Annotated in this window: 9 protein-coding genes and 1 pseudogene; 8 read left to right on the top strand and 2 right to left on the bottom strand. The window is 69.0% G+C overall.

What is annotated here, in order from left to right; all coding sequences use genetic code 11:
- Both FHY06_RS06950 and FHY06_RS35140 read right to left on the bottom strand, forming a co-directional pair.
- Positions 1-4,277 (bottom strand): beta strand repeat-containing protein (locus FHY06_RS06950; protein WP_311733673.1); only part of this gene is annotated, 4,277 nt, incomplete at its 3' end.
- Positions 4,278-4,304: 27 nt separating this feature from the next.
- Positions 4,305-4,370: pseudogene (locus FHY06_RS35140) on the bottom strand (ESPR-type extended signal peptide-containing protein); the annotation flags it as partial.
- 218 nt (positions 4,371-4,588) lie between these two features.
- Between FHY06_RS35140 and FHY06_RS06955 the strand changes: the two are divergent.
- The 8 genes from FHY06_RS06955 (at position 4,589) to FHY06_RS06990 (ending at position 14,692) form a co-directional block, all read left to right on the top strand.
- Entirely contained in the window at positions 4,589-5,533 is a 945-nt protein-coding gene (locus tag FHY06_RS06955) for a LysR family transcriptional regulator (RefSeq protein WP_019654087.1), read from the top strand.
- A 51-nt stretch (positions 5,534-5,584) separates the two neighbouring features.
- The gene (gene leuC / locus FHY06_RS06960; protein WP_126182855.1) at positions 5,585-7,006 is read left to right on the top strand and encodes a 3-isopropylmalate dehydratase large subunit; all 1,422 of its coding nucleotides are present in this window, start codon (positions 5,585-5,587) and stop codon (positions 7,004-7,006) included.
- Between the two features lie 32 nt (positions 7,007-7,038).
- Positions 7,039-7,689 carry a 3-isopropylmalate dehydratase small subunit gene (leuD, locus tag FHY06_RS06965; RefSeq protein WP_184604166.1) on the top strand — a complete coding sequence of 217 codons (651 nt, stop codon included), beginning with the start codon at positions 7,039-7,041 and terminating at the stop codon, positions 7,687-7,689.
- A 92-nt stretch (positions 7,690-7,781) separates the two neighbouring features.
- Positions 7,782-8,870 (top strand): 3-isopropylmalate dehydrogenase, encoded by a 1,089-nt coding sequence (leuB, locus tag FHY06_RS06970; RefSeq protein WP_019654090.1) that lies wholly within the window; start codon positions 7,782-7,784, stop codon positions 8,868-8,870.
- Positions 8,871-8,959: 89 nt separating this feature from the next.
- On the top strand, positions 8,960-10,102 hold the full coding sequence (gene asd, locus FHY06_RS06975; protein WP_019654091.1) for an aspartate-semialdehyde dehydrogenase: 1,143 nt from the start codon (positions 8,960-8,962) through the stop codon (positions 10,100-10,102).
- 167 nt (positions 10,103-10,269) lie between these two features.
- Positions 10,270-13,143: a FimV/HubP family polar landmark protein gene (locus tag FHY06_RS06980; RefSeq protein WP_184604168.1), complete on the top strand. Its 2,874-nt coding sequence runs from the start codon at positions 10,270-10,272 to the stop codon at positions 13,141-13,143.
- 38 nt (positions 13,144-13,181) lie between these two features.
- The gene (gene truA / locus FHY06_RS06985; protein WP_184604170.1) at positions 13,182-13,994 is read left to right on the top strand and encodes a tRNA pseudouridine(38-40) synthase TruA; all 813 of its coding nucleotides are present in this window, start codon (positions 13,182-13,184) and stop codon (positions 13,992-13,994) included.
- The gene (locus FHY06_RS06990) at positions 13,991-14,692 is read left to right on the top strand and encodes a phosphoribosylanthranilate isomerase (protein WP_184604172.1); all 702 of its coding nucleotides are present in this window, start codon (positions 13,991-13,993) and stop codon (positions 14,690-14,692) included. Before truA ends, FHY06_RS06990 begins: the two co-directional genes overlap by 4 nt.
- The last annotated feature ends 37 nt before the right edge of the window (positions 14,693-14,729 follow it).

A 14,729-nucleotide genomic window follows, 5' to 3' on the forward strand; every position in this document is an offset into this window, starting at 1 on the left:
CGCCAGTTCGGCGTGGCCAGCAGGTCGGTGCCGGCCTGGAAGCCGGTGAGGCGGCCCTTGCTGGATGGCGATACCGTGCCGCCCTGCTGGATGTCTATGTCGGTGGAGAGCACGCGGGCCCAGGCGCGGCGATCGGAGCCGGCAGGGTTGGTCGAGGTGCTCGCGGTGCCCTTCACGTCATCGTCGCCTACGCGCTTGCGCAGGTCGCCGAGCATCGCGAGGTTGCCCTGGCGCAATTGGCCGGGGAGCGCGGCGTAGAGCGAGGCTTCCGGCCGGTACGTGATCACAGGAGCCGGGGCCGGGGTGCCGGGGGTGGCCGGAGTGCCCGGCGCTACCGCATTGGTGCTGGAGCGCAGGTACCAGTTCTCGCCCGCGCCGTTGGCGTCGGCCGCGTACAGCCGGTACTCGTAGGCGCCGGCGTCGACGTGGCCGCCGGCCAGCGAGAAGGCATCCTTCGTCGTCTGCGCCGTGGTGGTGGCCCCGTTGATCGCACTGACGACCTCGATGCCGTTGCCGGTGGTCAGCGCGCCCAGGCCGCCGAGGTTGGTGATCTGCACGCTGGTCTTGCCGCTGGCGGTGCCGCCATCGATCACCAGGCGGTCCGATGGGCCGGTGCCGGTGAGCGCCGTTCCCAGCCTGAGCACGCCGTTATTGCCCACGTAGTTGCCGCGCACGGTCAACGTCGTGCCGGCCGTCGCGCCCGCCAGCGAAACGGTGCCGCTGTTGGCGAGCGAGGCCACTGTCTGACTGAAGCCCGCAAGGTCGAGCGTGGCGCCGGTCGCCACGCTGTGCGCCGAGGCCGCGCTGAGGGTGTTGGCCGCCCCGGCCTTCAACGTGCCCTGCGCCACGTTCGTGGCGCCCGTGTAGGTATTGGCGCCCGACAGCGTGAGCGTGCCGGAGCCTTCCTTCGTGATGAACCCGCCGCCGGAGATCGCGCCACTGAGGGTGCCCGAGAACGCACCCGTGTCGATGATCGGATCCAGCTGTCCCGTCAACCGGATCGCGTTCGCGATGGTCAGGCCGTCCGCGCTGAAGCCCAGGGTCGTGTCGTCGTCCATCGACAGCGTGCCGGTGCCCAGCGCCTGGTTGCTGCCGACATTCAGGCGGCCCTGGCGCAGCACGGTGCCGCCGGTGTGGGTGTTGGCGCCAGAGAGCGTCAGCGTGCCCGTTCCCACCTTCACCAGCGAACCTCCCGTGCCGGAGATGACGCCGGAGATTTCCGTGTCGGCGTTCAGCCCGCCGGTGGTCAGAGTCTTCGCGCCGAGGAGCACCTGGCCCGCCCCGCCCAGCGAGCCGATCGACGTGCCGGCGGCCGCGATTTCGCTGATGCGCACGGTGCCGCCCTTGCCGTTCACGATGGTGGCCTGCCCCGCAGTCACGCTGCCGATGAAGTCGATGAGGCCGTCGGCACGGTTGGACAGCGTCACCGCACCCATGTCGGCCTTGCCGCTGAACAGCAAGGCCGCGCCGTTGGCGACCGAGACCGGTCCCTGGCCGAGCGCGCCGGTGACGCTGGCGTTGAGCGTGCCGGCTTCGACCGACGTGCCGCCGCTGTAGGTGTTGGCCGAGGCGAGAACCAGTTCGCCGTCGCCGGTCTTGCGCAGGCTTCCCGTGCCGCTCATGCTGCCGGCGTAGGTGCCGCTGCCGCCGGCCTTCGTCTGTTCGAAGACCACCGTCGCATCGTTCACGATGTCGCCCTGGAGGCTGGTGGCGTTGCCCTGCAGCACGCCGGCCTTCACGGAGGTCCCGCCGGTGTAGCTGTTGGCGCCGGTGAGCACGAGGGTGCCCGTGCCCTGCTGCACCAGCGCCCCCTTGCCTGCGATGGCGCCGGCGAAAGCCACCGTGTCGGCGCGGTCGAAGGCGAGCGCGCCGTCGTTGGTCACGTTGCCGACGAGCACGCCGGCGGTGCCGCCGTTGCCGACCTGCAGGCGCGTGCCGCTGGCGATCGCGATGGACTCGCCCTTGCTGCCCGTGGCGCTGATCGAGCCGGTCACCAGCACGCCCGGCGCCACGTCCAGCGCCACGCTCGACGCAGCGACGTTGCCCACGACCTGCAGCGCCTGCATGTTCCTGAGGCTGAAGGCGCCAGCGGCGGTGAAGTCTCCCAGCGCCGCGATCTGGTTGGAGAGGTTCATCGACACGTCGCCACCGGCATTGCCCGTCAGGGTGCCGGCGGTCACGGTGCCCGCGGTCTGCAGCACGCTGGCGTCGCTTGCCAGGGTCAGCGTGCCCTTGGTGCGCACGTCGGCCTGAAGCATCACGCCCTTGCTGCCGGTGATGGAGACGGTGCCCCCGCTCAGGGCGTGATCGACGTTGAGAGCGCCGCCGCTGGAGGCCAGCGTCAGCGCCGCCGTGCCGGTGTCGATCGCCGTACCCAGCGTCAGGACGCCGCCGGCCACCAGGCCGACCGCGCCGTTGACCCCATTGGTCAGCGAGACCACCGAGAGGTCGCCGCCGGAGGTCATGGAAATGCTCTGCCCGGCGAGCGAGACATCGCCCCTGAAGTCGTTGCCCGCGTTGTTCAGCGCGATGCTCCCCGCACCCGCGTCGACGGACATGGCGCCCGTCACCGAGAGCGCGCTGGTCTGCGTCACCGCGCCGCCGTTGCTGCGGGCATCGATGGACGATGCCGAACCGCCGCCCTGGAACAGGAGGTCGCCATGGCTCGTGACGGTGAGCGCGCCGGTGGCCAGCGTACCCAGCGTGAGGGCGTTCTTGTCGTTGATCTGCACGGTCGCGCCACCCAGGCTGACGGCGCCGCCGAAATCGTTGCCGGCATTGGTCAGCGTGATGTCGCCCGTGGCGGCCTGCACGTCGAGCGCGCCGCTGCCGGTGAAGACGCCGCTCATCGACACGGCGCCCTTGCTCGCGATGTTGCCGTTTCCGAGCAGCGTCACGTCGCGCCCGCTCGTGAAGGCGGCGGTGGTTTGCAGCGTGCCGCCGCGGTTGAAGCTCAAAGCGCCCGTCGCTGCGCCGAGCGCCGAGTCGCTGGCCACGCGCAGTGTTCCGCCATCGATCAGCGTGCCGCCCTGGTAGCTGTTGACGGCCGTGAGCTCGAGCGTGCCGCTGCCGATCTGATGCACCTGCCCGCTGCCGGCGATGACGCCTCCGAAGGTGACGGAGTCCGACCGGTTGAATGCCAGCGTGCCGTCGTTGCCGACATTCCCGACGATGCTGCCGGCCGTGCCGCCCGCGCCGATCTGCAAGGTGCCGGCGCTGATCGCGGTGCCGCCGGTGTAGGTGTTGGTGCCGGTCATCACCGTGGTGCCTGCGCCCGACTGCGAAACGCCGCCGGCGCCCGTGATGGCGTATCCGGCCGTGAGTTGCGTACCGGCGCCAGGCTTGAAGTCGACCAGGCCGTTGCCGTTGACCGTGACGCCGTTCGCCACGCTCATGCTTCCGGCCGTGAAGGTCAGCGTACCGCTGCCGGCCGCGCCGCCGAGGCCGCGCGTGGCGGCGCCCGATCCATTGCCGCCGGCGCTGCCGCCGACGACGATGCTGTCCGCAACGAGATTGCCGCCGGCGACGGTCAGGTGGCCGCTACCGCCGGCACCGCCGTCGCCGCCGTTCGCATTGCCGCTGCCGCCGCCGCCGCCGCCGCCCGAACCACCGACGACGACCGCGCCGGTCACGGTCGTGGTCCCCGCTGAAATGCTGAGTGCGCCAGCGCCGCCGCTCGAGCCGCTGCCGCCTGCAGCCGAGCCGCTGGCGCCGGCGCCGCCTCCGCCGCTGCCGCCGATGCCCAGCAAGCCATTCACCGACCTGTCGGTCGCGAAGGTCGCGCTCGTGAGTCCGCCGGAGATCGAGCCTTCGGCGATGCCGCTCAGGGCACTGCCGCCCGGCTTGGGGCCGAAGGGACCTTGGGCTCCCTGGACGCCGTCGGTGCCTGCCCCGCCGCCGAGGTTGCCGGCGCCGCCGAGACCCGCGTTGTCAGAGCCGCCGTCGCCACCCCTTGCGGGGCCACCGGCACCGCCGCTGTTGGACCCGTAGGTGAAGCCAGCACCGCCGCCGCCTGCGCCGTAGCCGCCGCCGCCGCCGCCGGCAAGAGCGCCTCCGCTGCCGCCCCCTCCTCCGCCGCCGATCCCGCCGGCGCCCCCGTTGCCGCCGATACCCGCGCCCACTCCGCCCTCGCCGGCAGTGCCGACAAGCACGCTCTGCGCGAAGGCAGGAACGAATGGCGCCGCACCGAGCGTTACCACGACGCTCATCAGCGCGCTGAGGCGGAACAGCCGGCGCACCGGGTCGCCGGATTCGACGCCGCTACGGGCCTTCGCCACACTGCGCGATGCGACGTGGGACCTGGAGATTTCGGCTACGGCGACCCAGGCTCCCAACGCCTCATTCCACAGGCTGCGAAAACAGATATTCATCAGAATTTAGTTCTAAGTTAACAATTTGCCCGGCGATGATACGCGCGGTAACACTTCTGAAACATCCCCCGAACGAGCGATTGAGGGCGGCGCCGATCTGTCGGGGGGCGAACCGCCCATCTCAGCCGGGCAGCTGACCCATCTCCCTTTGCGAAGGGACGAGCGTCAAAATCAGGGAAAATAGCCCATCCCATCGCAAACCGCGATGCCAGCAAGCCATGAGCACCTCCGAACGCAACTTCGCCCGCCGCATCGACCTCACGTCGCTGCAGCTGTTCGTGGCCGTGTGCGAACTGGGCAGCATCGGCCGTGCGGCGGAGCGCGAATTCATCGCGGCCTCGGCCATCAGCAAGCGGCTGTCGGACCTCGAGGCCACGCTCGGCACCACCCTGCTCTACCGCCATGCGCGCGGCGTCGACCTCACGCCCGCCGGCGAAAGCCTGCTGCACCACGCGCGCTCGGTGCTCTACAGCCTCGAGAAGATGCAGGGCGAGCTCAGTGAATACGCCGACGGCGTGCGCGGCCATGTGCGGGTGCACGCCAACATCTCGGCGATCGTGCAGTTCCTGCCTGAAGACCTGGGCGTGTTCACGCGCGCCCACGAGGCCATCAAGATCGACCTCGAGGAGCACCTCAGCAGCGAGGTGATCCGCGCGGTGCAGGAAGGCGCGGCCGACCTCGGCGTTTGCCACGTGGCCGGCGGCGCGGGCGAACTGCAGAGCCTTTCCTACCGGCACGACCGGCTCGCGCTGATCGTGCCCACGGGCCATGCGCTTGCGGCGCGGGGCAGCATCGATTTCGTTGACTCGCTCGACTTCGACCACGTCGGCCTGCACACCAACAGCTCCATCTACGTCGCGATGCACGAGGCCGCATTGGACGCAGGCCGCAGCATCAAGCTGCGCATCCACGTCACCGGCCTGGACGCCATGTGCCGCATGATCGAGAACGGCCTGGGCATCGGCGTGATGCCGCAGCGCGCCTTCGAACTCATGCGCAACGGCATCGGCCACGGCCTCGTGAGCGTGGCGCTCAACGACGCCTGGGCCGCGCGCGAGATCAGGCTGGTGGCTCGCGATTTCTCCACCCTGCCCGTGGCGGCGCGCTCGCTGGTGAACCACCTGCACGCGGCCGCGGACGGCGGCGAACAGCTCGCGGCCTAGGCCGCAACCACGGACAATTCCATTTCCCCACGAAAGACAGAAGAGACCGACATGGCACGCACGCTCTACGACAAGATCTGGGACGAACACGTCGTCCACACCGAGGAAGACGGCACCGCGATCCTCTACATCGACCGCCACCTGGTGCACGAAGTGACCAGCCCGCAGGCATTCGAAGGCCTGCGCGAGGCCGGCCGCAAGCTGTGGCGCATCAGCTCGGTGGTGGCCACCGCCGACCACAACACGCCCACCACCGGCTGGGAGCGCGGCTACGAAGGCATCGCCGACCCGACCAGCAAGGAACAGGTCACCACGCTGGACCACAACATCGCCGAGTTCGGCGCGGCCGCGTTCTTCCCCTTCCTGAGCAAGCGCCAGGGCATCGTGCACGTGATCGGCCCCGAATCGGGCGCGACGCTGCCGGGCATGACCGTCGTGTGCGGCGACTCGCACACCTCCACGCACGGCGCATTCGGCGCGCTGGCGCACGGCATCGGCACCAGCGAGGTCGAGCACGTGATGGCCACGCAGACGCTGCTGGGCAAGAAGGCCAAGAACATGCTGGTGAAGGTCGAAGGCAAGCTGCCCGTGGGCTGCACCGCCAAGGACATCGTGCTGGCCATCATCGGGAAGATCGGCACCGCCGGCGGCACCGGCTACACCATCGAGTTCGCCGGCTCGGCGATTCGCGACCTGAGCATGGAAGGCCGCATGACGGTGTGCAACATGGCCATCGAGGCCGGTGCGCGCGCCGGGCTGGTGGCGGTCGACGAGAAGACCATCAGCTACGTCAAGGGCCGCCCGCTCGCGCCCACCGGCGTCGAATGGGACCAGGCCGTGACCTACTGGCGCACGCTGCAGTCCGACCCGGGCGCGAAGTTCGACGCCGTGGTCGAGCTCGACGCCGCGCAGATCCAGCCGCAGGTGACCTGGGGCACCTCGCCCGAGATGGTGGTCGAGATCAACGGCCGCGTGCCCGATCCCGACAAGGAGAAAGACGCCAACAAGCGCGGCGCCATCGAGCGCGCGCTGGTCTACATGGGCCTTGAGCCCAACAAGGCCATGAACGACATCTTCATCGACAAGGTGTTCATCGGCTCTTGCACCAACAGCCGCATCGAGGACATGCGCGAAGCCGCCGCCGTGGTGAAGAAGCTCGGCCAGAAGGTCGCGAAGAACGTGAAGCTCGCGATGGTCGTGCCCGGCTCGGGCGTGGTGAAGGAACAGGCCGAGCGCGAAGGGCTCGACCAGATCTTCAAGGCCGCGGGCTTCGAATGGCGCGAGCCCGGCTGCTCGATGTGCCTGGCCATGAACGCCGACCGCCTGGAACCCGGCGAGCGCTGCGCATCCACCAGCAACCGCAACTTCGAAGGCCGCCAGGGCGCGGGCGGTCGCACCCACCTCGTGAGCCCGGCCATGGCCGCGGCCGCCGCGGTGCACGGCCATTTCGTCGACGTCCGCACGTTCGCCTGAGCGGGCTGCAAGAAGGAAGAAAAGAGACTCCCATGAAGCAATTCACCGTGCACAAGGGCCTCGTGGCCCCGATGGACCGCGAGAACGTCGACACCGACGCGATCATCCCGAAGCAGTTCCTCAAGTCGATCAAGAAGACCGGCTTCGGCGTGAACCTGTTCGACGAGTGGCGCTACCTCGACCCGGGCCTGCCCGGCCAGGACCCGGCCAGCCGCAAGCCGAACCCCGACTTCGTGCTGAACCAGCCGCGCTACGCGGGTTCATCGATCCTGCTGGCGCGCCAGAACTTCGGCTGCGGCTCGTCGCGCGAGCATGCGCCGTGGGCGCTCGACCAGTACGGTTTCCGCGCGATCATCGCGCCGAGCTACGCCGACATCTTCTTCAACAACAGCTTCAAGAACGGCCTGCTGCCGATCGTGCTGCCCGCGGCGCAGGTCGCCCAGCTCTTCGACGAGACCTTCGCCTTCCCGGGCTACACGCTGACCATCGACCTGGAGCGCCAGGTGGTGGTGAAGCCCGACGGCCAGGAGTTCGCGTTCGACGTGCAGGCCTTCCGCAAGTACTGCCTGCTCAACGGCCTGGACGACATCGGCCTCACGCTGCGCCACAAGGACAAGATCAAGGCCTTCGAAGCCGAGCGCCTGGCGCAGAAGCCCTGGCTGGCGCATACGATGATTTCCTGATTCGAAACGAAACGGACATCCGGACGCAGAGTGCGCGAAACCTTCGCGTCCGGACAGCCTGATTCCTCTCTCATTCAACCATCCAAGACCCAATGAAAATCGCAGTTCTCCCAGGTGACGGCATCGGCACCGAAATCGTGGCGGAAGCCGTCAAGGTGCTCGACGTTCTCGACCTGAAGTTCGAGACGGAATCGGCGCTGGTCGGCGGCGCGGCCTACGAGGCGCACGGCCATCCGCTGCCGGAATCGACGCTCAAGCTCGCCAAGGAAGCCGATGCGGTGCTCTTCGGCGCCGTCGGCGACTGGAAGTACGACAAGCTCGACCGGCCGCTGCGGCCCGAGCAGGCCATCCTGGGGCTGCGCAAGAACCTGGGCCTGTTCGCCAACTTCCGCCCGGCCATCTGCTACGAGGAGCTGGTAGGCGCCTCCAGCCTGAAGCCCGAGCTGATCGCAGGCCTGGACATCCTCATCATCCGCGAGCTGACCGGCGACATCTACTTCGGCCAGCCGCGCGGCCGCCGCGTCGCGACGGATGGGCACTTCCCCGGCGCCGAGGAGGCCTTCGACACCATGCGCTACTCGCGCCCCGAGATCGAGCGCATCGCCCGCGTCGCCTTCGAGGCCGCCCGCAAGCGCAGCAAGCGCGTGACCAGCGTGGACAAGAACAACGTGCTGGAAACCTCGCAGCTGTGGAAAGACGTGATGCTCGACATCGCGAAGGAATACCCGGACGTCGAACTCGACCACATGCTGGTCGACAACGCGGCCATGCAGCTGGTGAAGGCGCCCAAGAAATTCGACGTGGTGGTCACCGGCAACATGTTCGGCGACATCCTCTCCGACGAGGCCGCGATGCTCACCGGCTCCATCGGCATGCTGCCCTCGGCATCGCTCAATTCGAGCAACCAGGGCCTGTACGAGCCCAGCCACGGCAGCGCCCCCGACATTGCCGGCAAAGGGGTTGCCAATCCTTTGGCTACAATCCTGTCCGCTGCCATGATGCTCCGTTTCTCCCTCAACCAGCCCGAAGCTGCCGACCGTATCGAGTCGGCGGTCAAGGACGTGCTCGCCTCCGGGCTGCGCACGGGCGACATCTGGTCTGAAGGCACCAAGCGCGTCGGCACCCGCGAGATGGGCGACGCGGTCGTTGCAGCAATCACCAAAAAGACGATTACCGGCTAACCGCAGCCCGCTTCGTCACGCCCCTCCCCGGCTCGACGAGTCGGGCGCAAAAAAGACAACTTTTCTTTTTTTCATAAGGGCAAACTGAAATGGCGAACGCATCTCAACCTCTGGTCGGCCTCGTGGGCTGGCGCGGCATGGTCGGCTCGGTCCTGATGGACCGCATGCAGGCCGAAGGCGACTTCGGTCTCATCGAGCCGGTCTTCTTCTCGACCTCCAACGCCGGCGGCAAGGCCCCGGCCATGGCCAAGAACGAAACCGCGCTGAAGGATGCGAACGACATCGAAGCACTGAAGAAGTGCGACATCGTCATCACCTGCCAGGGCGGCGACTACACCAGCGAAGTCTTCCCCAAGCTGCGCGCCGCCGGCTGGAACGGTCACTGGATCGACGCCGCCTCCACCCTGCGCATGAAGGACGACGCGATCATCGTGCTCGACCCCGTCAACCTGCCGGTGATCGAGAACGCGCTCGCCAAGGGCGGCAAGAACTGGATCGGCGGCAACTGCACCGTGAGCTGCATGCTCATGGGCGTGGGCGCCCTCTACAAGGCCGGGCTGGTCGAGTGGATGACCAGCATGACCTACCAGGCGGCCTCGGGCGGCGGCGCTCAGCACATGCGCGAGCTGCTGACCCAGTTCGGCACCCTCAACGCCGAAGTGCGCGCCCTGCTGGACGACCCGAAGTCGGCCATCCTCGAGATCGACCGCAAGGTGCTGCACAAGCAGCAGACGCTCAGCGCCGCCGAGACGGCCAACTTCGGCGCGCCGCTGGGCGGCTCGCTGATCCCCTGGATCGACAAGGACCTGGGTGACGGCATGTCGAAGGAAGAGTGGAAGGGCGGCGCCGAGACCAACAAGATCCTCGGCCAGGGCGCGGGCTTCGGCACCGCCGCCGTGCCGGTCGACGGTTTCTGCGTGCGCATCGGCGCAATGCGCTGCCACAGCCAGGCCCTGACCTTCAAGCTCAAGAAGGACGTGCCGGTGGCCGACATCGAGGCGATGATCGCTGCCGACAACCCCTGGGCCAAGGTCGTGCCGAACACGCGCGAAGCCACGGTCAAGGACCTGACGCCGGTGGCCGTGACGGGCACCATGGACATCCCGGTCGGCCGCATCCGCAAGCTGGCGATGGGCCCGGAGTACGTGGGCGCCTTCACCATCGGCGACCAGCTGCTGTGGGGTGCCGCGGAACCGCTGCGCCGCATGCTGCGCATCCTGCTCGAAGCCTGATGAGGGCTGCTCAGGCTTTTGAAACACGAATTGTTGCCTTCAAGCAACGGAAGATGTGTGCGTAAGTATGCGCGCACTGGGTAGAACAAGCGCATTGCCTTGTCAGTGCTCAGTGATGATGCTAACGTCCTCTTACAAATTCCGGGCCTGAGCCGCCCCCTATCAGCATGACAAGACATCTGTTGCCTGCGGCCAGCCCATCGGCCGTTCGCCCGCCTCTGCCGTCGAACGGTTGGCGCCTCTCCATCCTCGGCGCGGCGGCAGCCGTGGCCATGGGCATCGCCAGCGTCGACGCCAGCGCCTTCACGCTGGGGCAGCTCAAGGTGCAGTCGGCCCTCGGCGAGCCCTTGCGCGCGGAGATCGATGTCACGGAAATGGCCGCCAACGAAGCGGACGGCCTGAAGATCAACATCGCCACGGCCGAAGCGTTCAGGAACGCTGGCGTGCCATACAACTCCGCGCTCAGCGACGTCAGGGCGACGCTGCAGCGCCGCGCCGGCGGCCAGTATGTGGTTCGCCTGACCGGCAGCCGTCCGCTGAACGACCCGTTCATCGACCTGCTGCTCGAAGCCAACGGCGCTTCCGGCCGGATCGTGCGCGACTACACGGTGCTGCTCGATCCGCCGGCCACGCGCCAGGCCGCTGCACCGCAGGCGGCTCCCATTTCTCCCCAGATCAGCGCCCCGGTCGAACGCGCAGCCCCTGCGGCTCGCGCGCGCCGCGAGCGTCCGCCCGTGGTGGCGACGGCACCGTCCGCCGCTCCTGTCGCTCCCGCGCCTGCAGCAGCCGCACCGGCTGCTGCAGCTCCCGCTCCGGCGGCGGCCCCGGCCCGTAGCGGCGGAGGCAGCGGCGAGCAGGTCACGGTGCAGCGCGGCGACACCGCCGGCAAGATCGCTGCAGCCTACAAGCCTGCCGACGTGTCGCTCGACCAGATGCTGGTCGCGCTGCTGATGGCCAACCCCGACGCCTTCGTCGGCGGCAACGTCAACCGCATGCGGGCCGGCGCAGTGCTCGACCTGCCGAGCGCCGCCGAGGCATCCGCAGTTTCGCCGGCCGAAGCCCGCCGCACCGTCACCGCGCAGAGCCGCGACTTCGGCTCCTACCGCCAGAAGCTGGCCGACAACGCGCCCACCACCAATGTCGCCGCCGCGAGCCGCAAGGCCGCCGGCAAGGTCCAGGCGAACGTGGAAGACCGCAATGCGGCGGCCAGCTCCCCGGACAAGCTGACGATCTCCCAAGGCAACGCCAACGCACGCGCCGCCGACGAGAAAGTCGCGCAGGCCCGCCAGGCGCAGGACAGCAGCAACCGTGTCGCGGAGCTGTCGAAGAACATCAACGAGCTGAACAAGCTCAAGGCAGCCACGGGCGCTGGATCGTCCGCCGCAGCGCCGGCCGCTGCCCCGGCACCGGCGACGCCGGGCATTCCGGTTCCCGCTCCCAACACCAGCGCCACGGTGGCGCCGCCGGCTGCCAGCCCCGCGCCGGCTCCTGCTGTCGCCGCGCCCGTCGCAGCTCCCGCACCGGCACCTGCTGCAGCGCCGGCACCTGCGCCGGCCGCTGTAGCTCCGAGCCCTGCCCCCACTCCTGAAGCCACGGCGCAGGCTGCAGCACCCGCTGCCCCGGCAGCCGCTCCGGCCGAATCCCCCGCCGCGGGCGCGCCGGCCGCTACGCCGCCTGCCTCGGCAGATGCAGCGGCCGCGCCTGCTGCTGCAGCCGCAAGCGCCCCGGCTGCGGCCGCTGCGCCGAAGCCAGCCGTGAAGAAGCCGGTTCCGCCGCCCCCGCCGCCGGAGCCCACCTTCCTCGAAGAGCTGATGGACAACCCGCTGATGCTCGCGGGCGCTGCGCTGATCGCGCTGCTGGTCGGCTTCCTGCTGTACCGCGTGCTGGGCCGTCGCCGCGAGGAGATGAGCGAAAGCGTGTTCCTCGAAAGCCGCATTCCGAAGGACTCGTTCTTCGGCGCCAGCGGCGGCGAGTCGGTGGACACCAAGCATCGCGGCGACTCCACGGTCTCCTCGCTCTCGTACTCCCCGAGCCAGCTCGACGCCGGCGACGTGGACCCGGTCGCCGAGGCCGATGTGTACCTGGCCTACGGCCGCGACCTGCAGGCCGAGGAAATCCTGCGCGAGGCGCTGCGCCTGAACCCGGACCGCACCGCCATCCACCTGAAGCTGCTCGAGATCCACGCCAAGCGCCGCGACGTGCGTGCCTACGAAAGCCTCGCCACCGAAGTGCACAAGCTGACGGGCGGCGCGGGCTCCGACTGGAACCGCGTGGTCGACATGGGCAAGGACCTCGATCCGGGCAACCCACTGTACGAATCGGGCGCTCCCCGCAGCGGCGGCGCCAGCGCTGCCGAAACGGCCGCCTTCGCAAGCGCCCTGAGCGCTGCTGCCAAGCCCGCAGCACCGGCTCCTGTGGTCTCGCCCCCGGTGGCCGTGGCACCGCCCGCCTTCGTGCCTTCGGTCGCGCCGCTGGATTTCGATCTCGACCTGACCACTCCGCCGGCCCCCGCTCCTGCACCGGCACCGGTCGCCCCGCAGCACTCGCCGGTCGGCGCCAGCCTGCCGAAGTCGGCCTATGCACCCGCTCCGCAGACGGCGCGCCCCGCGCCGCCGCTGTCGAACGGCCATGCGCTGACGACGCCGGTCGACCTCGAGAACGACTTCGACACCGCCCCCGGCGCGCTGTCGGCCGACACGCTGCCCGGCTCGCTGAGCCTGAGCGATGCGGACAACACCCGCCCCGCCATGCTGCGCAACGCTCTGCCGGCCGACTCCGGCTTCATCGAGTTCGACATGAGCGCGCTGGCCGGACTGCCCGCTTCGCGTCCCGCTGAAGCCGCCAAGCCGGCAGCCGCTGCGGCCGCCGCACAAAACGACGAAGGCGACGAGAGCCCGCACGCCGTGAAGCTGTCGCTGGCCCGCGAGCTGCAGGCCATCGGCGACGTCGAAGGCGCCCGCTCGCTGGTCGAGGAAGTCGAAGCCGAAAGCGCAGGCGACCTCAAGTCGCAAGCCCGTCAACTGCTCGCGGAACTGCGCTGAGCGAGCTCGCGGCTCGCTTTTCTCGGTCCCCTGAATTCGTGAGGCTGGCGCTCGGCATCCGGTACAACGGCCGAGCGTACGACGGCTGGCAGAGCCAGTCCTCCGGCCGCACGGTGCAGGACAAGCTCGAAGCCGCGCTCGCGCAGTTCGCTGCGCAGCCGATCAGGACCCTGTGCGCCGGCCGCACCGATGCCGGCGTGCATGCCCTGATGCAGGTGGTTCACTTCGACACCACCGCCATACGCGAACCCTTCTCCTGGGCGCGCGGTACCAATCGCTTCCTGCCAGACGACATCGCGGTGCAGTGGGCGCATCCGGTGCCTGATGAATTCCATTGCCGCGCCAGCGCCCTCGCCCGCCGGTATGTCTACGTGCTTTCGCAATCCCCCGTGCGGCCCAGCCTGGACGCAGGCCGCGTCGGCTGGTCGATGCGGCCGCTCGACGGCGATGCGATGCGCGCCGCCGCGGCGCTGCTGATCGGCCAGCACGACTTCACTTCGTTCCGCGCCTCGGCCTGCCAGGCGCGCTCGCCGGTCAAGGACCTGCGGCGCATCGAGATCACCCGCGTCGGCGACGGCGAGCGCTGCCGCTGGCATTTCGAATTCGAGGCCGATGCGTTCCTGCACCACATGATCCGCAACCTGATGGGCTGCCTGCTGCGCGTCGGCCGGGGCGATGCGCCTCCAGAGTGGATCTCGCAGGTGCTCGCGGCACGCAGCCGCGACGCGGCGGCGCCCACCTTTTCCGCCGACGGCCTTTATTTCATGGGCCCGTTGTACGACGCCAAGTGGGGTCTGCCGGATGAAGCCACGCTGCAGGCCGGCGTGGCTCCGTATGATGGCCCGCCATGAGCGCGCCTGCCCTGCCCCGTACCCGCATCAAGATCTGCGGCCTGACACGTGAAGCCGACGTCGATGCGGCGGTGGAAGCCGGTGCTGACGCCGTCGGCTTCGTCCTGTATCCGAAGAGCCCGCGCGCCGTCACGGCGCAGCGGGCTGCCGAACTGGCCTCGCGCCTGCCGCCGTTCATCACGCCAGTCCTGCTGTTCGTGAACGAGGACGCTACCAAAGTCATAGCATCGCTCACCCAGGTGAAGGGCTCCATCGCGCAATTCCACGGCGAAGAGACCCCGCAGCAATGCGAAGAAGCCGCCGGCGGCGGGCGCTTCCGCTACATGCGCGCCGCCCGCATTCCGCTGGGGGATGCCGGGGCAGGCTTCGACCTCGTAAAATACGCGTCCGATTACTCCCACGCCCAGGCCATCCTGCTCGACGCGCATGTCGAAGGTTATGGCGGTGGCGGCAAGGCATTCGATTGGTCACTTCTTCCACCCGCCGTCGACGCTCACCTCGTCTTGAGTGGTGGGCTCACACCTGCAAACGTGGGCGATGGCCTTCGCATCCTGCGGACGCGCTGCAAGACGCTGTCCGTTGATGTGAGCTCGGGCGTCGAAATCGACGGTCCCGGGAACAAGGGCCTCAAGGACGCCGGAAAGATCCGGCAATTCGTCGCAGCAGTCAGGGCTGCCGACGCGTCCTTCTCCAGTTAGCCGCCGCAGCCGATCGTTCGTCGGGCTGCGGCCCACC

It is taken from the genome of Variovorax atrisoli (assembly GCF_014195185.1).
GTDB lineage: Bacteria > Pseudomonadota > Gammaproteobacteria > Burkholderiales > Burkholderiaceae_C > Variovorax > Variovorax atrisoli.

Bases quoted from the DNA above. Each gene is read 5' to 3' on its own strand.
- asd (WP_019654091.1), top strand. From the start codon at position 8,960: ATGGCGAACGCATCTCAACCTCTGGTCGGCCTCGTGGGCTGGCGCGGC.
- leuC (WP_126182855.1), top strand. From the start codon at position 5,585: ATGGCACGCACGCTCTACGACAAGATCTGGGACGAACACGTCGTCCAC.
- leuB (WP_019654090.1), top strand. From the start codon at position 7,782: ATGAAAATCGCAGTTCTCCCAGGTGACGGCATCGGCACCGAAATCGTG.
- FHY06_RS06990 (WP_184604172.1), top strand. From the start codon at position 13,991: ATGAGCGCGCCTGCCCTGCCCCGTACCCGCATCAAGATCTGCGGCCTG.
- FHY06_RS06955 (WP_019654087.1), top strand. From the start codon at position 4,589: ATGAGCACCTCCGAACGCAACTTCGCCCGCCGCATCGACCTCACGTCG.
- FHY06_RS06980 (WP_184604168.1), top strand. From the start codon at position 10,270: ATGACAAGACATCTGTTGCCTGCGGCCAGCCCATCGGCCGTTCGCCCG.
- leuD (WP_184604166.1), top strand. From the start codon at position 7,039: ATGAAGCAATTCACCGTGCACAAGGGCCTCGTGGCCCCGATGGACCGC.